The organism is Pseudacidovorax sp. NFM-22, assembly GCF_021401245.1.
In the GTDB taxonomy this organism is placed as follows: domain Bacteria; phylum Pseudomonadota; class Gammaproteobacteria; order Burkholderiales; family Burkholderiaceae_C; genus Xenophilus.
Map to the genome: position 1 here is coordinate 487,560 of NZ_JACBFY010000003.1, position 24,677 is coordinate 512,236.

Here is a 24,677-nt window from a genome sequence, read left to right on the forward strand (position 1 = left end):
GAACAAGAACATGAACAGAATCGGATTCATCGGCGCCTCGCTGCTCATCCTGCTGGTGCTCGCCAGCTCCATGCTCTTCGTGGTCGACCAGCGCCAGTTCGGCGTGGTCTATCAGCTGGGCCAGATCAAGGAAGTCATCACCGAGCCGGGCCTCAAGTTCAAGCTGCCGCCGCCGGTGCAGAACGTGTCGTACATCGACAAGCGCCTGCTGACGCTCTCCAGCATGGACACCGAGCCCATGCTGACGGCCGAGAAACAGCGCGTGGTGATCGACTGGTACGTGCGCTGGCGCATCGTCGATCCGTCGGCCTACATCCGCAACGTGGGACTGGACGAGAGCGCGGGCGCCGTGCAGCTCAACCGCGTGGTGCGCAACGCGTTCCAAGAGAACATCAACAAGCGCACCGTGCGCGACCTGATCTCTGCGCGTCGCGAGGACGTGATGAACGACGTTCGCCGCGAGGTGTTGAGCGTGGTGCAGGGCGGCAACGCCTGGGGCATCGACATCGTCGACGTGCGGGTGACGCGCATCGACTACGTCGAGGCCATCACCGAGTCGGTCTACCGCCGCATGGAGGCCGAGCGCAAGCGCGTGGCCAACGAGCTGCGTTCGACCGGCCAGGCCGAGGGCGAGAAGATCCGCGCCGACGCCGACCGCCAGCGCGAGGTCACGGTGGCCAACGCCTACCGCGACGCCCAGAAGATCAAGGGCGAGGGCGATGCACAGGCGGCTTCCGCCTATGCCGATGCCTTCGGGCGCGATCCGCAGTTCGCGCAGTTCTACCGCAGCCTTGAAGCCTACAAGCAGAGCTTCAACAAGAAGAGCGACGTGCTGGTGGTGGATCCGGCCTCCACCGACTTCTTCCGCGCGATGCGCAGCAGCGGCAGCACCACCTCGCCCCAGCGCTGATGAGCGGCGACAGCCTCTGGCAGGCGCTGGCGCTCGTGCTGGTGATCGAGGGGCTGTTTCCGCTGCTCTCGCCGGGTGGCTGGCGCCGCGCGTTCAGCCAGCTGCTCCAGCTGCGCGACGGCCAGTTGCGCTTCTTCGCCCTGTGCAGCGTGGCCGTCGGCCTGCTGCTCTTCTGGCTGGCGAGCTGAACGCCTTCGTCTTGCCGAAGGCCTTCCACGTGCGTCCTTGAGGCGACGGCCCGCCGCGGCCGTCTCCGGGGCGTTGTCGAGGGCCGTTAGAATCCTGTTTTAACCACGGCCTACACGCCATGTCCGCCTGGGTCCTCCCGGATCACATTGCCGATGTGCTGCCCTCCGAGGCACGCCACATCGAAGAACTCCGACGCCAACTCCTCGACACCGCCCGCAGCTATGGCTACGAGCTGGTGATGCCGCCGCTCATCGAGCATCTGGAATCGCTGCTCTCGGGCACCGGCGAGGCGCTGGACCTGCAGACCTTCAAGCTCGTCGACCAGCTCTCCGGCCGCAGCATGGGCCTGCGTGCCGACACCACGCCGCAGGTCGCCCGCATCGATGCGCACCTGCTCAATCGCGAGGGCGTGGCACGGCTGTGCTACTGCGGACCGGTGCTGCATGCGCGGCCCGACGGTCCCAACGCCACCCGCGAGCCGCTGCAGTTCGGTGCCGAGATCTACGGCCACGCCGGCCGCGAGGCCGACCTCGAAGCACTCGAACTCGCCCTTGCCACGCTGCGTGCGGCGGATGTGCGCGATGCGCTCGTGGATCTGGCGGACGTGCGCATCGTGCGAGCCCTGCTGGCCGGCGCCCAGGCGCCCCGCGACGTCCTGGAGCGCGTGCATGCGGCCCTGGCCGCCAAGGACGCGAGCACGCTGGCCGAACTCACACGCGGATTCCCGGCGCCTGTGCGCGATGCGCTGCGCGTCCTGCCCGAACTGTATGGCGATCGCCAGGTGCTGGACGAAGCCGAACGCGTCCTGGCTGCCTTCCCTGACGCCCTGTCGGCCGTGGCGGGCCTGCGCTGGCTGTCGGCCCAATTGGCCGAACTGGGCACCACCCGCGTGAGCTTCGACTTGGCCGACCTTCAGGGCTATGCCTACTACAGCGGTGCCCGGTTTGCGATCTACGCTGACGGCGCCAACGACTCGCTGGCGCGGGGCGGCCGTTATGACGAGGTGGGTGCGGTCTTCGGCCGCAACCGGCCAGCCGTGGGCTTCAGCCTGGATGTGCGCAGCCTGGTGGCCGTGGTGCCGCGGCCACCGCTGCGCGCGGCCATCCGTGCACCCTGGAGCGACACCGACGCCGGCCTGCGCAATGCCATTGCGGCGCTGCGCGCCGGTGGCGAGACGGTGGTCTGCGTGCTGCCGGGCCATGAGAGCGAAATCGACGAATTCCATTGCGACCGTACGCTGAACTGCGTTGGCGGCCGGTGGGAAGTGCAAGCCATCTGATCAACGAGAACATTCATGAGCGTGACAACCGGACGTAACGTGGTCGTCGTCGGCACCCAGTGGGGCGACGAGGGCAAGGGCAAGCTGGTCGACTGGCTGACGGAAAGCGCCCAGGGTGTGGTGCGCTTCCAGGGCGGCCACAACGCAGGCCACACGCTGGTCATCAACGGCGTCAAGACGGCGCTGCACCTCATCCCCAGCGGCATCATGCGCCCGGGCGTGACCTGCTACATCGGCAACGGCGTGGTGCTGTCCTGCGCCAAGCTGTTCGAAGAGATCGAAGGGCTGGAGAAGGCGGGGGTGGAGGTGCGTTCGCGCCTGCGCGTGTCCGAGGCCTGCCCGCTGATCCTGCCCTTCCACGCCGCGCTGGACGTGGCGCGCGAGGCTTATCGCGAAAAGGGCGGCATCGAGAAGATCGGGACCACCGGCCGCGGCATCGGCCCGGCCTATGAAGACAAGATCGCCCGCCGCGCGCTGCGCGTGCAGGACTTGAAGCACCCCGAGCGCTTCGCGCAGAAGCTGCGCGTGCTGCTCGACCTGCACAACCATGTGCTGACGCAGGTACTGGGTGCCGAGCCCATCGACTTCGATGCTGTCTACAGCGAGGCGATGAAGCACGCCGAGGTGCTCAAGCCCATGATCGCCGACGTGTCGCGAGAACTGAACGAGGCCCACCGCAACGGCGCCAACCTGCTGTTCGAAGGCGCGCAGGGCACGCTGCTGGACGTGGACCACGGCACCTATCCGTACGTCACCTCGAGCAACTGCGTGGCCGGCAACGCTGCGGCGGGCTCGGGCGTCGGCCCGGGCATGCTGCACTACGTGCTCGGCATCACCAAGGCCTACTGCACCCGCGTGGGCGGCGGCCCGTTCCCCACCGAGCTGGACTGGGAAAAGCCGGGCACCGTGGGCTACCACCTGTCGACCGTGGGCGCCGAGAAGGGCGTGACCACCGGCCGTTCGCGCCGCTGCGGCTGGTTCGACGCCGCGCTGCTCAAGCGCTCGGCCCAGGTCAATGGCCTGTCGGGCCTGTGCATCACCAAGCTGGACGTGCTGGACGGCATCGAGGAACTCAAGCTGTGCACCGGCTACGAACTGGACGGCGAGCACATCGACATCCTGCCGCTGGGTGCCGACGAGATCGAGCGCTGCGTGCCGGTGTACGAGACGATGGAAGGCTGGTCCGACAGCACCGTGGGCGTGACGCAGTACGACAAGCTGCCGGTCAATGCCCGGCTGTACCTGCAGCGCATCGAGCAGGTGACGGGCGTGCCCATCGCCATGATCTCGACCAGCCCCGATCGCGACCACACGATCATGATGCGCCACCCCTACCTCGCCGATTGAACCCGCCCGGAGCCCACGACCCATGTTGACCGAAGACGGCAAGCACCTGTACGTCAGCTACGACGAGTACCACAACCTCATCGAGAAGCTCGCGCTCAAGATCCACCAGTCCGGCTGGGAGTTCGACAACATCCTGTGCCTGGCCCGCGGCGGCATGCGGCCCGGCGATGTGCTGTCGCGCATCTTCGACAAGCCGCTGGCCATCATGTCCACCAGTTCGTACCGCTCCGAAGGCGGCACCATCCAGGGCCACCTGGACATCGCCCACTACATCACCACACCCAAGGGCGAGATCGCCGGCCGCGTGCTGCTGGTGGACGACCTGGCCGATTCCGGCCACACGCTGCAGGCCGTGGTGGAACTGCTGCGCACGAAGTACGCCCCCATCACCGAGCTGCGCAGCGCGGTGCTCTGGACCAAGCAGCTGTCGGTGTTCACGCCCGACTACTCGGTGGAGTACCTGGAGACCAATCCCTGGATCCACCAGCCCTTCGAGGGCTACGACACGATGCGACCGGAGAAGCTGCTCAAGAAGTGGTCCGTCTGAAGAGGGGCTAGCATCGGTGGCATGAGCGCATCTGCCACCGAACTGATCCACCACCCCTACCTTCCCCCGTCGAGTTTCGAAGCCCCACAGCCGGGCATCTTCAAGGCCTCGACGGTCTTCTTCCCCAACGTCGCCGCGATGCGTGCGCGCGACTGGAAGAGCAAGGCCGGCTACACCTACGGCCTGCACGGCACCCCCACCACCTTCCTGCTCGAGGAACGGCTGGCCGCCCTCGAAGGCGGCAGCCAGTGCCTGCTGGCGCCCAGCGGGCTGGCGGCGATCTCGTTGGTGGCGCTGTCGCTGCTCGGTCGTGGCGACGAGGTGCTGATCCCCGACAACGCCTACGGCCCGAACAAGGCCCTGGCCACCGGCGAACTGGCCAACTACGGCATCACGCACCGCCTCTATGACGCGATGGATCCCTCGGACCTCGCCGCCAGGATTTCCGAACGCACCCGTCTCGTTTGGATCGAGGCGCCGGGCTCGGTCACGATGGAGTTTCCGGACCTGCCCGCGCTCGTGGCCGCCTGCCGCGCGCGGGGCGTGGTCAGTGCGCTCGACAACACCTGGGGTGCGGGGCTGGCCTTCAATCCCTTCGACCTCGTGGGCGACGGGCAGGGCGTGGACATCTCCGTCCATGCGCTCACCAAGTATCCGAGCGGCGGTGGCGATGTGCTGATGGGCAGTGTGGTCACGCGCGACGAGGCGCTTCACCTCAAACTGAAGCTCACGCACATGCGCCTGGGCATCGGCGTCGGTGCCAACGATGCAGAGACGCTGCTGCGGGCGCTGCCGAGTGTGCACCTGCGCTATGCCGCGCACGACCGCGCAGCACGCACCCTGGCCACATGGCTGGGCGAGCGCGAGGAGATCGCGCAGGTGCTGCACCCGGCGCTGCCCGGTTCGCCCGGCCATGGGCACTGGCAGACCCTGTGCGGCGCCAGCGACTTGGCAGCCGGACTCTTCTCGGTGGTCTTCGACGGCCGCTTTGCCGTCGAGGCCATCGACCGCTTCTGCGACAGCCTGAAGCTGTTCAAGCTGGGCTACTCGTGGGGCGGACCCATCAGCCTCGTCGTGCCCTACGACATCGGCCTGATGCGCGATCCGTCGGTCAGCCGCTGGCCGCACAAGGGCACGCTGGTGCGCTTCTCGGTGGGGCTGGAGCGGGTGGAGGACCTGCAGGCCGACCTGGCGCAGGCGCTCGCCCGGCTCTGAGCGAGGCCTCGGCTTCGGCGCCGGACTCGCCCGCGCCCGGCGCGCCGTAGGCACGTCCTGCGATATCGCTTACATTGGGGCGGAGGCTGCCCCGAGCCCCGGGGCGGCGGCATCGACAAGGAGGCGTGCGCGTGGCCACACCCAATTACGGTTACGAGAAAAGACAGCGGGAACTGGCCAAGAGGCAGAAGAAGGAAGAGAAGCTGCGGGCCAAGGCAGAGCGCAAGATTCCCCCGAGCAGCCCGGGCCTCGCGCCTGGCGATCCCGAAACGGATGTCGCCTCGCTCGAGCACGATGCGCCCACCGTGCCCGAGACGCCCACCAAGGACGGCTGAGCCCCTTCGCCGGCCAGGCCCGCCCCTTCAGCGCAGCATCTTGCGCACGGCGGGCCAGACGTTCTCGAGAATGCGCGGATGCGCGATGGCCAGCGGATGAATTCGGTCCGCCTGGAACATCGAAGCCGCATCCGGCCCGTCCGCCACGTTCTTCAGCAGGAAGGGCACCACGTCGGACTGGGTCGCCTTTCCCACACGGGCGAAGATCTCCCCGAAGCGCCGCGTGTAGTCCGTCCCGTAGTTGGGCGGCACCTGAATCCCCACCACCAGCACCTTGGCACCGGCCGCCTGGCTGGCCTTGGCCATCTGCATCAGGTTGTCCTCGGTCGACGCCAGCGGCAGGCCCCGCAGGGCGTCGTTGGCGCCCAGTTCCAGGATCACATGCGTGGGCTTGTGCTGGGCCAGCAGGGCGGGCAATCTCGCCCGGCCGCCGGAGGTCGTGTCGCCGCTGATGCTGGCGTTGATGACCTTGGCGGCGATCTTCTGCTCGGCCAGCCGCTTCTCCATCAGCGCCACCCAGCCTTCGCCGCGCTTGAGGCCGTACTCGGCCGACAGTGAATCGCCGACCACCAGGATCACGGGTGTCTTGGCCGGCGCCGGCTGCGCCAGGGCCGAAAGACCCCACGGGCCCGCCGCCGACAGGGCCAGCGCGGTGCGCAGGATAAAGTGACGTCGAATCAGCACGCGAGTCCTTTCCAATTCATGTCCAACACCGTGGAAGCCATCGTCGCCGTCGAACACGTCTACAAGTCCGTCGCCGATTCCACGGGCACGCTGGACATTCTGCAAGACATCCATTTCACCCTCGGCGCGCGGGAGACCGCCGCGATCGTGGGTGCGTCGGGCTCCGGCAAGAGCACGTTGCTGTCGATCATCGCGGGGCTGGACGTTCCCACCCGCGGCACGGTCAGGCTGGCGGGCGAGGACCTCTTCGCGGTGGACGAGGACGACCGCGCCGCACTGCGCGCACGCCAGGTCGGCTTCGTGTTCCAGAGCTTCCAGTTGCTGGGCAACCTGACGGCGCTGGAGAACGTGATGCTGCCGCTCGAACTCGCCGGCCGTAGCGATGCCCGCGCCGCCGCCACCGAGATGCTGGGCCGCGTCGGACTGGGGCAGCGCCTGGGTCACTATCCCAAGCTGCTCTCGGGCGGCGAGCAGCAGCGCGTGGCGCTGGCGCGTGCCTTCGTGGTGCAGCCGCGCCTGCTGCTGGCCGACGAGCCCACGGGCAGCCTGGATTTCGCCACCGGCGAGCAGGTGATGCAACTCATGTTCGACCTCAACCGCGAGCTGGGCACGACGCTGCTGCTGGTGACGCACGACCGCGCGATTGCGCAACGCTGCGAGAGGCGCATCACCATCGCCGCCGGCCGGGTCGCGCAGGACGAATCGACGCCCGCGCCGATGGCCGCCTGAGCGCGCCGCCGGCGGGCATTCAGCGCGCTGCCGCTCGACGCCAACCCCGTCCCGCTCCTATACTCCCGGGGAGTATCGAAGGAGCGATCTTGCCCCATTCCGCCGAAGAGAAGAAGCGCGTCATCACCCGCCTGCGCCGCATCCGTGGCCAGACCGAGGCGCTGGAGCGCGCGGTGGAGGCCGGCACCGACTGCGGCGCGCTGCTGCAGCAGCTGTCGGCCCTGCGTGGCGCCGCCACCGGCCTGATGGCCGAGGTGCTCGACAGCCACCTTCGCGAAACCTTCGGCGCCGCCGGCGAGAAGCCGGCCGATACCCAGGCAGAGATCGAGCAGGTGATGCGCATCGTGCGCAGCTACCTGCGCTGAGACCGTCTTCGTTTCCACATCCATCCATTCATCAGGAGAACCGACCATGAAATCCCGCGCCGCCGTTGCCTTCAAGGCCGGAGAACCCCTGCAGATCGTCGAACTCGACGTGGCCCCGCCCCAGAAGGGCGAGGTGCTGGTCAAGATCACCCACACGGGCGTCTGCCACACCGACGCGTTCACGCTGAGCGGCGACGATCCGGAAGGCCTGTTCCCGGCCGTGCTGGGGCATGAAGGCGCCGGCATCGTGGTCGAGGTGGGCGAGGGCGTCACCAGCGTCAAGCCCGGCGACCATGTCATTCCGCTCTACACCGCCGAATGCGGCGAATGCCTGTTCTGCAAGAGCGGCAAGACCAACCTGTGCGTGGCCGTGCGCGCCACCCAGGGCAAGGGCGTGATGCCCGACGGCACCACCCGCTTCAGCTACAACGGCCAGCCGGTCTACCACTACATGGGCTGCTCCACCTTCAGCGAGTACACCGTGGTGGCCGAGGTGTCGCTGGCCAAGATCAGCCCCGACGCCAACCCGGAGCAGGTCTGCCTGCTGGGCTGCGGCGTGACCACCGGCCTGGGCGCCGTCAAGAACACGGCCAAGGTGCAAGAGGGCGATTCGGTCGCCGTCTTCGGCCTGGGCGGCATCGGCCTGGCCGTGATCCAGGGCGCCAAGCTGGCCAAGGCCGGCCGCATCATCGCCATCGACACCAACCCCTCCAAGTTCGACCTGGCGCGGACCTTCGGCGCCACCGACTGCGTCAACCCCAAGGACTTCGACAAGCCGATCCAGCAGGTGATCGTGGAGATGACGACCTGGGGCGTGGACCACAGCTTCGAATGCATCGGCAACGTCAACGTCATGCGGGCCGCGCTGGAATGCGCGCATCGCGGCTGGGGCCAGTCGGTGATCATCGGCGTGGCGGGCGCGGGGCAGGAGATCTCGACCCGGCCCTTCCAGCTGGTCACCGGCCGCAAGTGGCTGGGCACGGCCTTCGGCGGCGTCAAGGGCCGCTCGCAGCTGCCGGGCATGGTGGAGGACGCGATGGCGGGCCGCATCCAGCTGGAGCCCTTCGTCACGCACACCATGCCGCTCACGGGCATCAACGAGGCCTTCGACCTGATGCACGAAGGCAAGTCGATCCGCTCCGTCGTCCACTACGCCTGAGCGCGCGAACACGATGGAACGCATCGAACACCACGCCAGCTTCGGCGGCAGCCAGGAGGTGTGGAAGCACGCCAGCGCGGTGCTGGGCTGCGAGATGAAGCTGGGCGTCTACCTGCCGCCCGCCACACTGGCCGGCGAGGCCTGCCCGGTGCTGTACTGGCTGTCGGGCCTGACCTGCAGCGAGCAGAACTTCATCACCAAGGCGGGCGCGCAGCAGTACGCGGCGCAGCATGGGCTGATCCTGGTGGCGCCCGACACCAGCCCGCGCGGCGAGGCCATCGCCAACGACCCCGCCTACGACCTGGGGCAGGGCGCCGGCTTCTACCTCAATGCGACGCAGGCACCGTGGGCGCCGCATTTCCGCATGGAGGACTACGTGGTGCAGGAGCTGCCCGCGCTGGTGGAGCAGCACTTCGCCACCACCGCGCGGCGCGGCATCTCCGGCCATTCGATGGGCGGCCATGGCGCGCTGACGCTGGCGCTGCGCCACCCGGGCCGCTATGCGAGCGTGTCGGCCTTCTCGCCCATCGTGGCGCCGACGCAGGTGCCCTGGGGCCAGAAGGCCTTCGCGGCCTACCTGGGTGAGGACCGCAGCGCGTGGGCGGCGCATGATGCGGTCGCGCTGATCGGCACCGCCACCGAGCGCCTGCCGCTGCTGGTGGACCAGGGCGAGGGCGATGAATTCCTGGCCGGGCAACTGAAGCCCGAGCTGCTGCAGAAGGCCTGCGACGCTGCGGGCCATCCGCTCACGCTGCGCCTGCAGCCAGGCTACGACCACAGCTACTACTTCGTCGCCAGCTTCATCGGCGACCATGTGGCGCACCACGCCAAGGCGCTGAAAAGCGCCTGAAGGAGAGGGGGCGGCTCGCGCCGCCCTCGGCATCACTCGGCGGTGATGTTCCCGGTGCGCACCACCTCGGCCCAGCGCGTCGCGTCCTTGGCGATCAGCTTGCCGAGCTCGGCGGGCGTCGAATGCGCCGGCACCATGCCCTGCGCCTCGAAGATGGTGGCCACCTCGGGCTGCTTGAGCACGTCGGCGATCTCGCGGTTGAGCCGGTCGACGACGGCCTGGGGCGTGCCCTTGGGTGCCAGCACGCCGTACCACATGTCCACGCTGCCCATCTTGAGACCGGCCTCGGCCAACGTGGGCGTCTGCGGCAGCTGCGGCACCCGCTTGTCGCTGCCCACGGCCAGGGCCTGCAGCTTGCCGGCCTTGATGTGCGGCAGGGCCACATGCACGGGCAGGAACATGGCGTCGAGCCGGCCCCCCAGCAGGTCGGTCACGGCGCCCGCCGTGCCCTTGTAGGGCACGTGCAGCATGTCGATGCCCGAGGTCTGCGTCAGCAGCGCCATCGACAGGTGATGCGGCGTACCCACCCCGGGCGTGCCGTAGGTCAGCTGGCCGGGTTTGGCCTTGGCCTGCGCCACCAGATCGGCGGCGGTCTGGGCCTTCTGCACCTGCGGATTGGTCACCAGCAGCAGCGTGCCCCACGACGTGAGTGCCACCGGCGCGAAGTCGTTGACCGGGTCATAGGGCAGCGACTTGTACAGGCTCTTGTTCATCACCAGGGTGTTGACCTGCACCAGCAGCGTGTAGCCGTCGGGCGCGGCGCGGGCGACGCGCTCGCTGCCGATGTTGCCGCTGGCGCCGGGCACGTTGTCCACCACCACCGGCTGGCCCAGGGTCTTGGGCAGGCGGGCCGACAGCTGGCGGGCCACGATGTCGATGCCCGTGCCTGGCGTGTAGGGCACCACCAGCGTGATGGGCCGGTCGGGCCAGGCCCAGGCGGGGGCGGCGGCCGTCATCGCGGCGGCCACCAGGGGCAGCCAGCGCATCCACTTCGTCGTCTTCATGTCTCCACTCCTGCCGCAGGTCGCGGCGTTCGAATCTCAGGTTGCGCCAGCGCAAGGCGGTGGCTGGGCACCCGTGTTATTGGGCCAGCGGTCTGCCATGAAGTGAAATTCAGGAATCACATGCATTGATTAGCCGCCGCAATGAATGCGGCGGCACGCGCGGCGGCTTCAACGCGACATCGTCGGCAGCAGCTCGACCAGCACCTCGTCGAAGGCCTGCATTGCTGCCGTCTGCGCCGCGCCGCGTCGAGACACGCGGTAGAAGCCCAGCTTGAGCTGCGGGCTGCCCAGCACCTCCATGGCCACGCGGTGGCGCCGGCAGGCGGCGACGGCGAAGGTGGGGATGACGGCGCTGCCGAAGCCGGCCTCCACCATCGAGATCATGGTGGCGATGAAGCTCACGGGCTGCGTCTCTGCGGGCACGATGCCCAGGCGGTGAAGGTGGGTGTCGATGCTGCGCTGGATCGGGTTCTCCGTCGGCAGGGTGATCAGCCGCGTGCCGCGCAGCGAGGTCCAGTTGCTGCGGCCCAGCGCGGCGGGCGCCTCGTCGGCCGGCGAGACCTTCATCAGCGCGAATTCGGCGATCTGCCGCCGCACCAGACCCGCGCTCACCTTGAAGAAGAAGCCCAGGCCGATGTCCGCCGCGCCCGACTCCACCAGCGCCTGCACGCCCTGCAGGTCGTTGTCCATCAGCTGGATGCGCACCTCGGGCTGGGCCTGGCTGAAGCGCGCGAGCATCTGCGGCAACAGGTGCGAGGACACCAGCGGTGTCGCTGCGATGCGCAACTGCTGCCGCGTGCGCTGGCCCAGGGCGCCGACCTCGGTGCCGGCATCGTCCAGCTGCTGCAGCACGTTCTCCGCCACGGCGGCGAAGCGTCGGCCCGCCTCGGTCAGCTGCACGGCGCGCGTGGTGCGGTCGAAGAGCCGGGCGCCCAGCTGCTTCTCGACCTCGCGCACCAGGATGCTGAGGCCGGCCTGGGTCATGTGCACCCGCTCGGCGGCCCGGGTGAAGCTGCCGGCCCGGGCGACGCTCAGGAAGGCGCGGATCTGCCGCATGGTCAGGTTCATATGCCGATTTTATGAGTGCATGTCATACCTAAACTTGTCTGATGCCCGGGGCTGCGGCCCAATACCGCCATCGCCTACATGACATCGGGACCGCACACCATGACCGCAGACAACCCAAGCACCGGCATTCCGCACGAGAAGACGCAGGTCGTCATCGTCGGCGGTGGCCCGGTGGGCATCGGCCTGGCCATCGAGCTGGGCCAGCGTGGCATCCACTGCACGCTGGTGGAGCGCCACCGCGAGCCGCAGCCCATTCCCAAGGGCCAGAACCTGACGCAGCGCACGATGGAGCATTTCCATTTCTGGGGCGCAGAAGCGGCCCTGCGCGCGGCCCGCACCATTCCGCCCGAGTACGGCATCGGTGGCCTGACGGCACATGGCACGCTGCTCAGCCCCTACCACTACGACTGGCTGCAGCGCGAACTGGTGCGGCCCTACTACTTCACCGCCAACGAGCGCCTTCCCCAATACGCCACCGAGGCGGTGCTGCGTGCGCGTGCCGCCCAGTTGCCCACCGTGCGCGTGCTCTACGGCTGGACGGCCGAGGACGTGCGCGTGGACAACGACACCGTGTACGCCGAGGTCGCCGAGACGGGCGGCGAGGGCCGCCGCGTCATCGAAGGGCGCTACCTGGTGGGCTGCGATGGCAGCCGCTCCAAGGTCCGGGCCCAGGCCGGCATCACGCAGAACCTGTCGGACCACGACCGGATGATGGTGCTGCTGGTGTTCCGCTCCGAGGGCCTGCACCAGTTGCTGTCGCGCTACCCCGGCAAGTCCTACTACAACGTGCTGCAGCCCGAGCTGGACGGCTACTGGAAGTTCTTCGGCCGTGTCGATCTGGGCAGCACCTGGTTCTTCCATGCGCCGGTGCCGCCCGGCACCACGCGCGACAACTTCGACTTCAAGCGCTACCTCCACGAGGCGGTGGGCGCTGAGTTCGAGGTGGACTTCCAGCACATCGGCTTCTGGGACCTGCGCTTCGCCATCGCCGACCGCTACCGCGCCGGCCCGGTCTTCATTGCGGGCGACGCGGCCCACAGCCATCCGCCCTACGGCGGCTACGGCGTCAACACCGGCTTCGAGGATGCCCGCAACCTGGGCTGGAAGCTGGCCGCCACGCTGCAGGGCTGGGGGGGCGAGGCGCTGCTCGACTCCTACGACGCTGAGCGGCGGCCCGTGTTCGCCTCCACCTCGCGCGACTTCATCGCCCGCTCCATCGAGATCGACCGCGACTTCCTGCGCGCGCACGATCCGGCCCGCGACCCCGCCGCCTTCGAGCAGGCGTGGAACGCGCGCAGCAGCGGTGCCGTGGGCGAGGTGCAGTCCTTCGAGCCGCATTACGAAGGCTCGCCGATCGTGCTGCATGGCCCGGGCGCCGAGCCTGGTCCGTGCAGCGCGGTGGGCAGCCACAGCTTCCGGGCGCGCCCCGGCCACCACCTGGCGCCGGCCGCTTTGCACGACGGCCGCAATGTGTTCGAGGCGCTGGGCGAGGGCTACACGCTGCTCGCCTTCGGCGCAGCGGACGATGACGTGGCGGCCATGGTCGAGGCCGCGGCAGCGGCGAAGCTGCCCCTGACCGTGGTTCGCGACACGGCAGAGGGCGAGCGCGAGCGTTACGGCGCCGCGCTGGTCCTGGTGCGGCCGGACCAGTTCGTCGCCTGGGCCGGCGACGGCCTCGCCAGCACAGGGCAGGCGCAGCAGGTGATGGACACGGCGAAGGGGAACGGCGCCGCCGGCGCCTGAACGGCGCGGGAAGCGGCCGCGTCGCGCCGTCCATGCGGCGCAGGCAAGGCGGCCGCGCCCTCGGCCGTCACGCCCATGCGGCGTCGGCCGACAGGGCCAGCGCGTACGGAGGAGAGCGCCTCGCCGGTGGCCGCCGATAATCCCGCGCGATATGTCTTCCTCCCCCAAAGTGATCTTCGGCTTCCACGCCGTGGGCGTGCGGCTGAAGACCTCGCCGGGTTCCGTCCTCGAGGTGCTGTTCGATCCCACGCGGCGTGATGCCCGCATGAAGCAGTTCATCGCCCGCGCGCAGGAAAGCGGCGTGCGCCTCATCGAAGCCGACGGCGTGCGCCTGGCCCGCCTGACCGGCGGCCATGGGCACCAGGGCGTCGCCGCCCGCGTCGAGCCCGTCGCCCAGACCCATTCCCTCGACGAGTTGCTGGACCAGCTCGAAGCTGCCGGCACCGTTCCGCTGCTGCTGGTGCTCGACGGCGTGACCGATCCGCACAACCTGGGCGCCTGCCTGCGCGTGGCCGACGGCGCCGGCGCCCAGGCTGTGATCGCGCCCAAGGACCATGCCGCCGGCATCAATGCCACCGTGGCCAAGGTGGCCAGCGGCGCGGCCGAGACGGTGCCCTATTTCATGGTGACCAACCTGGCGCGCACGCTCAACGAGCTGAAGGAACGCGACATCTGGGTCGTGGGCACCAGCGACGACGCGCCCGGCACCCTCTACCAGTGCGACATGCGCCGCGCCACGGCCCTGGTGTTGGGCGCCGAGGGCGCCGGCATGCGCCAGCTCACCCGCAAGACCTGCGACGAACTCGTCAGCATTCCCATGGCTGGCGCGGTCGAGAGCCTGAACGTGTCCGTGGCCAGCGGCGTGTGCCTGTACGAGGCCATGCGCCAGCGCCAGGCGGCCACCGCATCCTGATGAAGAAAGAGCAAGAAGCCATGAACGACAACAACGACAACGACAACCTGCCGGGCGGTGCCGGCTTCGAACCCTCGGCCAAGCTCGCCTTCGACCTGAACCTGGCGCTGTACCTGGACCTGGTCGCCCTGCTGGAGCGCAACGGCGTCGTCAGCTACCGCCAGATGGCAGCGCGCGTGCTCAACATCAGCATGAATGCGCGCGAAGACGGGAATCAGCCGCTGGCCTCGGCGCTCGAGGGCATCGCCCAGGGCTTCGCCGGCCGGGGTGACGGCCTGTCCATCGACACGCTCAAGGTGGCCGGCGACGTGCGCAACGACGAAGCCATGGGCGACATCCCCATGCGGCCCGAAGGACTCTGATCCCCCGGTCTGTCGGGTCGGCTCACTGCCGCCGGCCCGTCTCCTTCACGCGTTCGAGCAGGAAGTCGATGAACACCGTCGTCGCCCGCGTGTGGTGGCGGTTGGGCATGTACAGCATGTACATGTGGTTGCCGAAGATGGACAGGCGCCATTCGTCCAGCGTGGTCAGCACCTCGCCGCGGTCCACCGCGTTGCGCACCACGTAGTCGGGCACGATGCCCACGCCCAGGCCGGCCTCGATGGCCTGGCGCAGGAACTCGAAGTTCTCGGAAATCAGCGTCGGCTCCAGCAGCACCTCGTGCCGCTCGGCGCCCAGGTAGGCCGCCACGCGCAGCTGGCGGCCGATGACCATGGCCGTGATCAGCGGCGACTGGCGCAGCGCCTCCAGCGACTGCGGCAGGCCGTGCGCCTGCGCATAGGCGGGCGAGGCGCAGGCCACGTAGCGCACCCGGCCCAGGTCGCGCGCCACCAGGTTCTGCGGCGGCTCGGACATCACGCGTACCGCGATGTCCACCTCGCCCTGCAGCAGGTCTTCCACCCGGTTCTCGAACACCACGTCCAGCACGATGCCGGGGTACTGCCGCTTGAAGTCGATCAGCCACGCGGCCATGACCTGCTGGCCGTAGCCGCTGGGCACCGACAGCCGGATGCGGCCCTGCAGGCTCTGGCCCAGCATCTGCACCGATTCGCGGGCGGCCAGCAGCTCGTCGCGGATGGCGCGGCCGTGCTCGTACAGCCGCTGGCCGATCTCGGTCGGCTCGATGCGGCGGGTGGTTCGGCGCAGCAGTTGCTGGCCGAGGGTGCGCTCGAACTGCGCCAGGCGGTAGCTCACGTTGGCGCGGCTCATGCGCAGGCGGCGCGCGGCCTCGCTCAGGTTGCCGGCTTCGATGATCTCCACCAGCAGGGAGAGCATGTTCAGGTCCATCGTCAAATCCCATTTGACAGTCTGTCAAGCAAGCGGCGGATTGTCATCCACGGCGAGCGGGACAAGAATGCGACGTTGCCGGCGCAATGCCGGCTTGTGCCTTTCCTGGAGACAGCCGCCTCATGACATCGACCCCCGCCACGCCTGCCGACGCCGTCCGCCACCAGATCCAGGGCGAGATCCTGCAGATCACCGTCGACAACCCGCCCGTCAATGCGCTCTCGGCCGCGGTGCGCCGCGGCCTGCTGGCCGCCATCGAGGCCGCGGACGCGGAGCCGCGCGTGAAGGCGGTGCTGATCGTGGGGCAGGGTGCCAACTTCATCGCCGGGGCCGACATCCGCGAATTCGGCCAGACGCCGCAGCTGCCCTCGCTGCCCGAGGTGTGCAACCGCATCGAGGCCTGCAGCAAGCCCGTCGTCGCCGCGCTGCGCGGGGCGGCCCTGGGCGGTGGCCTGGAGATCGCGATGGCTGCGCATTACCGCGTGGCCCTGGCCGATGCCAAGCTGGGCCTGCCCGAAGTGCAACTGGGCCTGATGCCCGGCGCCGGCGGCACGGTGCGGGCGCCTCGCCTCATCGGCGCCGAGCCGGCCCTGGAGCTCATGCTGAGTGGCCGCCACGTCAAGGCCAAGGAAGCCCTGTCGCTGGGCCTGGTGGACCGCCTGGCCGAGGGCGACGACGCCGTGGCCGCGGGCCTGGCTTATGCCCAGGCGCTGCTGGCCGCCGATGCCTGCGTGCGCCGCACGCGCGATGCGCAGGGCCTGGCCGACCGGGCCGCCGCGCAGGCCGCCATCGATGCCGCCCGCGCCGACACCGCCAGGAAGTCGAAGAACCTGTTCTCGCCCCACAAGATCGTCGAGGCCGTGCAGACCGCGCTCGACAAGCCCTTCGACGAAGCCATGACGCTGGAGCGTCAGGCCTTCATGGCCTGCATCGACAGCCCGCAGCGTGCCGGCCTGATCCATGCCTTCTTCGCCGAGCGCGAAGTGGTCAAGGTGCCCGAGGCCCAGGCCGCGCAGCCACGCAAGCTCGACAAGGTGGGCATCGTCGGCGGCGGCACCATGGGTGCCGGCATTGCCGTGTCGGCGCTGGACGCCGGCCTGCCGGTGGTGATGGTCGAGCGCGACGATGCCTCCATCGCCCGCGGTCAGGCCAATGTCGAGAAGGTCTATGACGGCCTGATCAAGAAGGGCCGCATGACGCCCGAGGCCAAGACGGCCGTGATGGCGCGCTTCAGCGGCAGCACCGACTACGCCGCCTTCGCCGACGTGGACCTGGTGATCGAAGCCGTGTTCGAGGACATCGAGGTCAAGAAGGCCGTCTTCAAGGAACTGGACCGCGTCTGCAAGCCCGGCGCCGTGCTGGCCACCAACACCTCGTACCTGGACATCGACGCCATCGCCGCCAGCGTCTCGCGGCCGCAGGACGTGATCGGCCTGCATTTCTTCAGCCCGGCCAACATCATGAAGCTGCTGGAGATCGTGGTGCCGGCCAAGGTCAGCGCCGATGTGGTCTCCACTGCGTTTGCGCTGGCCAAAAAGATGAAGAAGGTGCCGGTGCGCGCCGGCGTGTGCGACGGCTTCATCGGCAACCGCATCCTGGCCGTCTACAAGCAGGCCGCCGACTACATCATGGAAGACGGCGCCAGCCCCTACGAGATCGACGAGGCGGTGCGCGGCTTTGGCTACCCGATGGGCCCCTTCCAGGTGACCGACCTGGCCGGCGGAGACATCGGCTGGGCCACGCGAAAGCGCCGCGCCGCCACGCGCGACCCGAAGGCGCGCTACGTGGAAGTGGCCGACCGCGTGTGCGAGCGCGGCTGGTTCGGCCAGAAGACCGGCCGCGGCTTCTACCTGTACCCTGAAGGCGCCCGCACCGGCCAGCCCGACCCGGAGGTGCTGGCCATCGTCGATGCCGAGCGGCAGAAGAAGGGCATCACCCCCCGCCAATTCACGCCCGAGGAAATCATGCGCCGCTACATGGCCGCCATGGTCAACGAGGGTGCGAAGGTGGTCGAGGAGGGCATCGCCCTGCGGCCACTGGATGTGGACGTGACCTTCCTGTACGGCTACGGCTTTCCGCGCTTCCGCGGCGGGCCGATGAAGTACGCCGACATGGTGGGCCTGCCCAAGGTGCTGGAGGACATCCGCACCTTCGCGAAGGAAGACCCGCTGTTCTGGAAGCCCGCGCCGCTGCTCGAGAAGCTTGTGGCAGAGGGCCGCGACTTTTCTAGTCTGAACCAGGCGCGCTGAGCCGCCTCTTTCTTCATTCTGTTTTCCCGGCATGGGTTCATGCGCTTGTTGGCGCAGGGCCGTGCTCACCCCAAAGGACCCCTATGGACCTGAGATTCACGGCCGAGGAAGAGGCCTTCCGCAGCGAGGTGCTGCAGTTCCTGCGCGACAGGCTGCCTGCGCGCATCGCCGACAAGGTCAAGCGCGGGCTGCGCCTGACGCGCGAGGACATGACCGAATGGCACGGCATCCTCAACCAACGCGGCTGGCTGGCCAACCACTGGCCCCAGCAGTACGGCGGCCCGGGCTGGGGCGCGGTGCAGAAATTCATCTTCGAGAACGAATGCGCGCTGGCCGGCGCGCCGCGCATCGTGCCCTTCGGCGTCAACATGCTGGGGCCGGTGCTCATCAAGTACGGCAGCGAAGCGCAGAAGCAGTACTGGCTGCCCCGGATCCTCAGTGGCGAAGACTGGTGGTGCCAGGGCTATTCCGAGCCGGGCTCGGGCTCGGACCTGGCCTCGGTCAAGACCACGGCGGTGCTGGACGGCGACCATTACGTGGTCAATGGCCAGAAGACCTGGACCACGCTGGGCCACCACGCCAACATGATCTTCTGCCTGGTGCGCACCAACCGGGAGGCCAAGGCGCAGTCGGGCATCAGCTTCCTGCTGGTGAACATGGACTCGCCCGGCGTGGAGGTGCGGCCCATCATCACGCTGGATGGCGAGCACGAGGTCAATGAAGTCTTCTTCACCGACGTGCGCGTGCCGGCCGCCAATCTGGTGGGCGAGCAGGACAAGGGCTGGACCTACGCCAAGTACCTGCTGACCTACGAGCGCACCAACATCGCGGGCGTCGGCTTCTCGGTGGCCGCGCTGGAAAAGCTCAAGCGCATCGCCGCCAAGGTGCAGCGCAACGGTCGGCCGCTGGCGCAGGACCCCCTCTTCGCCGCCCGCCTGGCCAAGGTCGAGATCGACCTGGAGAACATGAAGACCACCAACCTGCGCGTGATCGCCGCCGTGGCCGGCGGCGGCGTGCCGGGGGCGGAAAGCTCCATGCTCAAGATCCGCGGCACCGAGATCCGGCAGGAGATCTCCTCGCTGGCCCGCCGCGCCATGGGCCCCTACGCGCAGCCCTTCATCGAGGCCGCGCTGCACGAGGGCTGGGACGAGCCCCCCGTCGGCCCCGAAGAGGCCGCGCCGCTGGCCGCCCAGTACTTCAACAACCGCAAGCTGTCGATCTTCGGCGGCTCCAATGAAATTCAGAAGAACATCATCTCCAAGATGATCCTCGGCCTATGAACTTCGAGCACACCGAAGACCGCCGCATGCTGGCGGATTCCCTGGACCGCTTCATCGCCGACCAGTACGGCTTCGAGGCCCGCGACCGCATCGCCAGGAGCGAGGAGGGCTTGAGCCGCGCGCACTGGGCGCAGATGGCCGAGATCGGCGCCATCGGCGCGTTGCTGCCCGAGGCCGTGGGTGGGTTCGGCGGCACCGGCTTCGACGTGGCCGTCGTGTTCGAGAGCCTGGGCAAGGGCCTGGTGGTCGAGCCCTTCCTCGGCGCGCTGGTGGTGGGGCAGGCCCTCGCTGCCTCGGGCAGCGAGGCGCAGCAGGCCCGCGTGGCCGGTCTGGTGGATGGCAGCACCCTCGCCGCACTGGCGCACGACGAGCCCGGCTCGCACTACGAGGCCCACCGCGTGGCGACGCGCGCCGTGCGGCAGGGCGAGGGCTGGCGGCTCGACGGTGCCAAGGCCGTGGTGGCGCTGGGCGCGCAGGCCGACCTGCTGCTGGTCTCGGCCCGCATCGGCGGTGCCATCGACGATGCGCCGGGCATCTCGCTCTTCCTGGTGCCCGGCGATGCGCCCGGCCTGATGCGCCGCGACTGCCCGCGCATCGACGGCGGCCGCGTGGCCGAGCTGACGCTGGAAGGCCTGCAACTGCCTGCCGATGCGCTGCTGGGTGCGGAAGGCGAGGGCGCTGCCCTGCTGGAGCGCGCCACCGGCTGGGGCGTGCTCGCCCTGTGCGCCGAGGCCCTGGGCGCCATGGAGATCGCCAAGCGCGACACGCTGGAGTACCTGCGCACCCGCAAGCAGTTCGGCGTGCCCATCGGCAGCTTCCAGGCCCTGCAGCACCGCATGGCCGACCTGCTGCTGGAAGTGGAGCAGGCCCGCTCCGCCGTCATCAACGCGGCGGCGGCCATCGACGGCGACGACCGCCTGGCGCGCGAGAAGGCGCTGTCGGCCGCCAAGTACAGCATCGGCCGCATCGGCACCAAAGTGGCCGAAGAGAGCATCCAGCTGCATGGCGGCATCGGCATGACCTGGGAGCTGCCGCTGTCGCACTACGCCAAGCGCCTGGTCATGATCGACCACCAGTTCGGCGACGAGGACCACCACCTGGCGCGCTACATCGCGCTGAATGCGGAGGTGGCGGCATGACGATGCGCCTGCCGCTCGAAGGCGTGCGCGTGCTGGACCTTTCGCGCGTGCTGGCCGGACCCATGTGCGCCCAGGCGCTCGGCGACCTGGGCGCCGAGGTCATCAAGGTGGAGCATCCCGGCCGCGGCGACGACACGCGCGACTGGGGCCTGCGCGTGGGCGCGCGCAACACCAGCTACTTCAACAGCGCCAACCGCAACAAGCGCTCCATCGGCATCGACCTGGGCACGGCCGAGGGCCAGCAGCTGGCGCGCGAGCTGGCCGCGAAGTGCGACGTGCTGATCCAGAACTTCAAGTTCGGCGGCATCGAGAAGATGGGCCTGGGCTACGACGCGCTGCGCGCGATCAACCCGGGCCTGGTGTACTGCTCCATCACCGGCTACGAGCGCGGCGGCGCCGAGAAGGCCCGGCCCGGCTACGACCTGGTGGTACAGGGCGAGGCCGGCCTGATGGCGCTCAATGGCGAGGAAGGGCAGGGCCCGCTCAAGTTCGGCGTGGCGGCGGTGGACATGTTCACCGGCATGTATTCGGCGCAGGCCATCCTGGCGGCGCTGTTCGACCGCCAGCGCACCGGCCAGGGCCGGCATGTGGAGATGGCGCTGTACGACTGCGGCCTGATGATCACCGCTTACTACGGCATGGAGGCGCTGCTGCAGGGCGGCGACCCGCCCAAGTACGGCAATGCGCATCCGTCCATCGTGCCCTATGGCGTGTTCGACGCGGCCGATGGACCGGTGGTCATCACCGTGGGCAACAACACGCAGTTCCAGCGCTTCTGCACCGACGTGATCGAGCGGCCCGAGATGGCCACTGACGAGCGCTATGCCACCAACCTCGCGCGTTCGCGCAACCGCCACACGCTGCTGCCCGAGCTGCGCGCCGAACTGGCCAAGCGCCCGCGTGCGTTGCTGCTCGAACGCATGCGCGCTGCGGGCATTCCCTGCGGCGAAGTGTTGGGCCTGCTGGAGGCGTTGCAGTCCCAGCGCACCGCCGATGCGGGGCTGCTGACGCAGTACGCCGAGCCTGATGCGCCAGACGTCCCTGTGCCCGTGCTCGCGCCGCCCTACCGCCTCGATGGCGCCCGTGTGCCGGTGCGCCGCGCGCCGCCGGGCCTGGCTCAGCACACCGAGGATGTACTGGGTGAGTTGCTCGGCCTGGACGCGATCCGCGTCGCGGCGCTGCGGCAGTCCGGCGCGCTCTGAATGCCTTCCTGCGGCAGCCTCCCAAGCGGGCGTCTGTCCGATGCGGGCCAATGAACCCAGGTCCGTTCGGGCTGAGCTTGTCGAAGCCGGGCACGCGCGTGTCAAAGCCCTTCGGCCCTTCGGCAGGCTCAGGACAGGCAAGCTCAGAGCGAACGGGTGAACCGATCTGCATCTCGGGTGTAGTCGGCTTTCTTTTTTTGACGACACGGTCCCACGAGGATCTGGAGACATCACCATGACCCAGCGAGCCCACAACGCCCGCCGCCTTCTTCTCGCCGCCGCGGGCAGCGCCCTCGGCCTGGCCGCATTGCCGGCCATCGCCCAGGCCTGGCCCGAGAAGCCCATCAAGCTGATCGTGCCCTTCCCGCCGGGCGGTCCCACAGACACCGCTTCGCGCCTGGTCGGCCAGAAGCTGGCCGAGCGCCTCAAGCAGCCGGTGGTGGTGGAAAACCGCGCCGGCGCCTCCGGCACCATCGCCGCGCAGTTCGTCGCCAAGAGTGCGCCGGACGGCTACACGCTCATGATGCTGGCCACGCCCACGCTGCTGGCGCCCCACCTGTACAAGAGCGCCGGCTACGACATGGCCAAGGACTTCGCGCCCGTCGCCACGGTGTACGACCTGCCCATCGTGATGGTGGTCAACCCCACCGTGCTGCCCGACGTGAAGACGCTGCCCGACCTCATCGCCAAGGCCAAGGCCGAAGGCGGCAAGCTCAACTACACCAGCTCGGGCCCGGGCAGCTTCGGCCATTTGACGACCGAGATGCTCAAGGACCTGGGCGGCTTCGACATGCAGCACATCGCCTACAAGGGCGGCACGCCGGCCGTGACCGACCTGCTGGGCGGCCAGGTGCCGGTGATGTATGCCGACCTGGTCGCGGCCCTGCCGCACATCCAGGCGGGCAAGCTGCGCGCCATTGCCGTCGGCTCGCCGCAGCGCATCGCCCAGTTGCCGGACGTCAAGACGGTGGCCGAGCAGGGCTTCAAGGGCTTCGACGCCGTGTCCTGGGGCGGGCTGCTGGCGCCGGCCGGCACGCCGCAGCCAGTCATCGACCGCGTGAGCCGCGAGGTCAAGGCGATCTTGGCGGAGCCCGACATCCAGAAGCGCCTCATTCAGGCCGGCGCCATCGCCGAGTACCAGGCCCCTGCGCAGATGGCCGGCCGCATGCGCACCGACTTCGACAAGTGGGGCAAGGTGATCCGCGACAAGCAGGTGGCGGTGAACTGATGGCCGCCGCCGCGTCTTCCTCCCAGGCCTGGCCGCCGCAGCATCCGCCGCTGGCCGCGCCGTTCCTGGTGCGCAGCCGGGCCGACATCGAGCGGCTGGCCGCTACGCCGCTGGCCGAGGCGCTGCCCGCGCAGAGCACCTACGAGCTGATCCGCAACGCTGCGCTGGCCTTCGGCGACAAGACGGCCCTGACCTTCCTGCGCGACGGCAACCCCGACACGCCGCCGCTGCGCTGGACCTACGCCGAGCTGCTGGCCCGCATGCACCAGACGGCCAATGCGCTGCATGCATTGGGATTGGGCGCGACGGACACCGTGGCGGCGCTGCTGCCGGGCTGCCTCGAATACCACCTGGCCCACTGGGGCGGCCAGGCGGCCTGCATCGTGCAGCCGCTCAACCCGCTGCTGACCGAGGACAAGCTGGCGGCGCTGCTGGCGGCCACCGGCGCCAAGGCGCTGATCGCCTACGGCGCGCCGGAAGATGCCGACTACTGGGCCAAGGCCTGCGCCTGCAGGCGCGCGTGCCCGGCCTGCGGCATGTGCTGCGCGTGGCGCCGCATGACGAGTCGCCCGCGGATGCGCCGGCGTTGCCGACCGGTGCACTGCACTTCCACGAAGCGCTGGCGGCGCAGCCCGGCGACCGCCTGCTGAGCGGCCGCGTGATCGCCGCCGAGGACGTGGCGGCCTGCTTCCACACCGGCGGCACCACGGGCGCACCCAAGCTCGCCCTGCATACGCACGGCAACCAGGTCTTCACCGCCTGGGCCAGCGTGGTCACGCAGGGCACGAACAGCGCGGACGTGGGCATCGCCGGCTTCCCGCTCTTCCATGTGGCCGGCGTGCTGCCCGGCGCGCTGGCCTCGCTGTCGGCCGGCGCCGAGATCGTGATCCCCACCACGCTGCTGATGCGCAACCGCGAGGTGGTCCGCAACTACTGGAAGCTGGTGGAGCGCTATCGGCCCACCGTGCTGGCCGCGGTGCCCACCATGCTGGCGGCGCTGGCCAATGTGCCGCTGGAAGGCGCGGACATCTCCTCCATCACCTACTGCCGCACCGGCGCGGCGCCACTGCCGGCGGAACTGGGCGCGCGCTTCGAGCGGCTGTTCGGCCTGCATGTGCACGAGAGCTTCGGCATGACCGAGATGGCTGGCATCAGCAGCGTCACGCCGCGCGGCGTGCATGCGCCCGCCGGCTGCGTGGGCTTCGTGCCGCCGCATGCGCAGGTGCGCATCGTGGCCCTCGACGCGCAGGGCGGCGCCAGCGCGCGCGAGGTGGCGCCAGGCGAGACGGGCATGGTGCTGTTCAAGTCGCCCAACGTCTTTCCGGGCTACCTGGACCCGCGCGACACCGCCAAGGCCTTCACGCCCGATGGCTGGCTGGCCACGGGCGACCTGGGCCGGCTGGACGCGCAGGGCCTGCTGCACCTGGCCGGCCGCGCCAAGGACCTGATCATCCGCGGCGGCCACAACATCGACCCCGGCATGCTCGAAGACGCCCTGGGCGCGCATCCCGCCGTGCAGACCTGCGCGGCCGTGGGCGCGCCCGACGCCTATGCCGGCGAACTGCCGGTGCTCTTTGCCACGCTGCGGCCGGGCGCGGAGGCCACGGAGGCCGAGCTGCTGGCCTTCGCCAGTGCCCGCGTCGACGAGCCGCCGGCGCGGCCGAAGTGGGTGGCGGTGCTGCCGGCATTGCCCACCACCAACGTCGGCAAGATCTACAAGCCCGAGCTGCGGCAGATGGCCGCGGTGGCGGTGGTTCGGCAGATCGTGGCGGGGCAGGGCGAAGGCGCGGGCAGCGTGCGCATCGAGCCCGAGGGCGCCGCCGACGTGGCCGTGCACCTCGGCGCCGGCTGGACCGACGACGCGCGTGCAGCGTTGCAGGCCGCCCTGGACCCTCTGCCCGTGAAGGTGCACCTGCGGGACGGCTGAACAGCGCTCGACGATTTCAAGTGGAAGC

23 protein-coding genes and 1 pseudogene are annotated in these 24,677 nt (G+C 69.4%); 20 read left to right on the plus strand and 4 right to left on the minus strand.

Translation table 11 applies throughout. The features are described from left to right. Positions 1–10 precede the first annotated feature (10 nt). The 7 genes from hflC to L0984_RS13335 all read left to right on the plus strand — a co-directional run bounded on the left by hflC (position 11) and on the right by L0984_RS13335 (position 5,822). A complete protein-coding gene (gene hflC, locus L0984_RS13305; protein ID WP_234194079.1) occupies positions 11–910 on the plus strand; it encodes a protease modulator HflC in 900 nt (299 codons plus the stop codon). Continuing rightward, positions 910–1,098 carry a DUF2065 domain-containing protein gene (locus L0984_RS13310; protein ID WP_234194080.1) on the plus strand — a complete coding sequence of 63 codons (189 nt, stop codon included), beginning with the start codon at positions 910–912 and terminating at the stop codon, positions 1,096–1,098. The genes hflC and L0984_RS13310 overlap by 1 nt, the downstream gene beginning before the upstream one ends. A gap of 119 nt (positions 1,099–1,217) precedes the next feature. Further along, positions 1,218–2,378: an ATP phosphoribosyltransferase regulatory subunit gene (locus tag L0984_RS13315; RefSeq protein WP_234194081.1), complete on the plus strand. Its 1,161-nt coding sequence runs from the start codon at positions 1,218–1,220 to the stop codon at positions 2,376–2,378. Between the two features lie 15 nt (positions 2,379–2,393). Beyond that, positions 2,394–3,725, plus strand: coding sequence for an adenylosuccinate synthase (locus tag L0984_RS13320; protein ID WP_043114796.1), 1,332 nt, complete (start codon positions 2,394–2,396; stop codon positions 3,723–3,725). A 22-nt stretch (positions 3,726–3,747) separates the two neighbouring features. Further along, a complete protein-coding gene (locus L0984_RS13325) occupies positions 3,748–4,272 on the plus strand; it encodes a phosphoribosyltransferase (protein ID WP_017760720.1) in 525 nt (174 codons plus the stop codon). Positions 4,273–4,293: 21 nt separating this feature from the next. After that, positions 4,294–5,487, plus strand: coding sequence for a PLP-dependent transferase (locus tag L0984_RS13330; protein ID WP_234194083.1), 1,194 nt, complete (start codon positions 4,294–4,296; stop codon positions 5,485–5,487). A gap of 131 nt (positions 5,488–5,618) precedes the next feature. Next, positions 5,619–5,822: a hypothetical protein gene (locus L0984_RS13335; protein WP_234194084.1), complete on the plus strand. Its 204-nt coding sequence runs from the start codon at positions 5,619–5,621 to the stop codon at positions 5,820–5,822. Between the two features lie 27 nt (positions 5,823–5,849). On the opposite strand, the gene L0984_RS13340 is transcribed toward L0984_RS13335, so the two are convergent. Further along, positions 5,850–6,503, minus strand: a complete 654-nt coding sequence (locus L0984_RS13340; RefSeq protein ID WP_370645993.1) for an arylesterase — start codon at positions 6,501–6,503, stop codon at positions 5,850–5,852. 21 nt (positions 6,504–6,524) lie between these two features. Here L0984_RS13340 and L0984_RS13345 point away from each other — a divergent pair, with 21 nt between their 5' ends. The 4 genes from L0984_RS13345 to fghA all read left to right on the plus strand — a co-directional run bounded on the left by L0984_RS13345 (position 6,525) and on the right by fghA (position 9,609). Continuing rightward, positions 6,525–7,235: an ABC transporter ATP-binding protein gene (locus tag L0984_RS13345; protein ID WP_234194086.1), complete on the plus strand. Its 711-nt coding sequence runs from the start codon at positions 6,525–6,527 to the stop codon at positions 7,233–7,235. Positions 7,236–7,324: 89 nt separating this feature from the next. Then, positions 7,325–7,600, plus strand: coding sequence for a metal/formaldehyde-sensitive transcriptional repressor (locus L0984_RS13350; protein ID WP_234194088.1), 276 nt, complete (start codon positions 7,325–7,327; stop codon positions 7,598–7,600). A 46-nt stretch (positions 7,601–7,646) separates the two neighbouring features. Continuing rightward, complete coding sequence (locus L0984_RS13355; RefSeq protein ID WP_234194089.1) at positions 7,647–8,759, plus strand: S-(hydroxymethyl)glutathione dehydrogenase/class III alcohol dehydrogenase; 1,113 nt, start codon at positions 7,647–7,649, stop codon at positions 8,757–8,759. Between the two features lie 13 nt (positions 8,760–8,772). Further along, positions 8,773–9,609: an S-formylglutathione hydrolase gene (gene fghA, locus L0984_RS13360; RefSeq protein WP_234194091.1), complete on the plus strand. Its 837-nt coding sequence runs from the start codon at positions 8,773–8,775 to the stop codon at positions 9,607–9,609. 32 nt (positions 9,610–9,641) lie between these two features. Here fghA and L0984_RS13365 read toward each other — a convergent pair whose 3' ends face one another. Then, positions 9,642–10,613, minus strand: a complete 972-nt coding sequence (locus tag L0984_RS13365; protein WP_234194092.1) for a tripartite tricarboxylate transporter substrate binding protein — start codon at positions 10,611–10,613, stop codon at positions 9,642–9,644. A 168-nt stretch (positions 10,614–10,781) separates the two neighbouring features. Continuing rightward, the gene (locus tag L0984_RS13370; protein WP_234194094.1) at positions 10,782–11,681 is read right to left on the minus strand and encodes a LysR family transcriptional regulator; all 900 of its coding nucleotides are present in this window, start codon (positions 11,679–11,681) and stop codon (positions 10,782–10,784) included. Positions 11,682–11,780: 99 nt separating this feature from the next. Here L0984_RS13370 and L0984_RS13375 point away from each other — a divergent pair, with 99 nt between their 5' ends. The 3 genes from L0984_RS13375 to L0984_RS13385 all read left to right on the plus strand — a co-directional run bounded on the left by L0984_RS13375 (position 11,781) and on the right by L0984_RS13385 (position 14,699). Further along, positions 11,781–13,424, plus strand: coding sequence for an FAD-dependent monooxygenase (locus L0984_RS13375; RefSeq protein WP_234194097.1), 1,644 nt, complete (start codon positions 11,781–11,783; stop codon positions 13,422–13,424). Between the two features lie 151 nt (positions 13,425–13,575). Beyond that, positions 13,576–14,337 (plus strand): 23S rRNA (guanosine(2251)-2'-O)-methyltransferase RlmB, encoded by a 762-nt coding sequence (gene rlmB / locus L0984_RS13380; RefSeq protein ID WP_234194099.1) that lies wholly within the window; start codon positions 13,576–13,578, stop codon positions 14,335–14,337. A gap of 20 nt (positions 14,338–14,357) precedes the next feature. Continuing rightward, complete coding sequence (locus L0984_RS13385) at positions 14,358–14,699, plus strand: hypothetical protein (protein WP_043114793.1); 342 nt, start codon at positions 14,358–14,360, stop codon at positions 14,697–14,699. A 22-nt stretch (positions 14,700–14,721) separates the two neighbouring features. Here L0984_RS13385 and L0984_RS13390 read toward each other — a convergent pair whose 3' ends face one another. Continuing rightward, the gene (locus L0984_RS13390) at positions 14,722–15,624 is read right to left on the minus strand and encodes a LysR family transcriptional regulator (protein ID WP_234194105.1); all 903 of its coding nucleotides are present in this window, start codon (positions 15,622–15,624) and stop codon (positions 14,722–14,724) included. 122 nt (positions 15,625–15,746) lie between these two features. Here L0984_RS13390 and L0984_RS13395 point away from each other — a divergent pair, with 122 nt between their 5' ends. From L0984_RS13395 to L0984_RS13420, 6 genes and pseudogenes are all read left to right on the plus strand, one after another. Continuing rightward, positions 15,747–17,873, plus strand: a complete 2,127-nt coding sequence (locus tag L0984_RS13395) for a 3-hydroxyacyl-CoA dehydrogenase NAD-binding domain-containing protein (RefSeq protein WP_234194111.1) — start codon at positions 15,747–15,749, stop codon at positions 17,871–17,873. Positions 17,874–17,956: 83 nt separating this feature from the next. Further along, positions 17,957–19,153 (plus strand): acyl-CoA dehydrogenase family protein, encoded by a 1,197-nt coding sequence (locus L0984_RS13400; RefSeq protein WP_234194113.1) that lies wholly within the window; start codon positions 17,957–17,959, stop codon positions 19,151–19,153. Next, positions 19,150–20,292 carry an acyl-CoA dehydrogenase family protein gene (locus L0984_RS13405; protein ID WP_234194115.1) on the plus strand — a complete coding sequence of 381 codons (1,143 nt, stop codon included), beginning with the start codon at positions 19,150–19,152 and terminating at the stop codon, positions 20,290–20,292. Before L0984_RS13400 ends, L0984_RS13405 begins: the two co-directional genes overlap by 4 nt. After that, positions 20,289–21,494 carry a CaiB/BaiF CoA transferase family protein gene (locus tag L0984_RS13410; protein ID WP_234194117.1) on the plus strand — a complete coding sequence of 402 codons (1,206 nt, stop codon included), beginning with the start codon at positions 20,289–20,291 and terminating at the stop codon, positions 21,492–21,494. Before L0984_RS13405 ends, L0984_RS13410 begins: the two co-directional genes overlap by 4 nt. 235 nt (positions 21,495–21,729) lie before the next feature. Beyond that, positions 21,730–22,722, plus strand: a complete 993-nt coding sequence (locus L0984_RS13415; protein WP_234194119.1) for a Bug family tripartite tricarboxylate transporter substrate binding protein — start codon at positions 21,730–21,732, stop codon at positions 22,720–22,722. Next, positions 22,722–24,649: pseudogene (locus tag L0984_RS13420) on the plus strand (acyl-CoA synthetase). Before L0984_RS13415 ends, L0984_RS13420 begins: the two are co-directional and overlap by 1 nt. Positions 24,650–24,677: the final 28 nt, after the last annotated feature.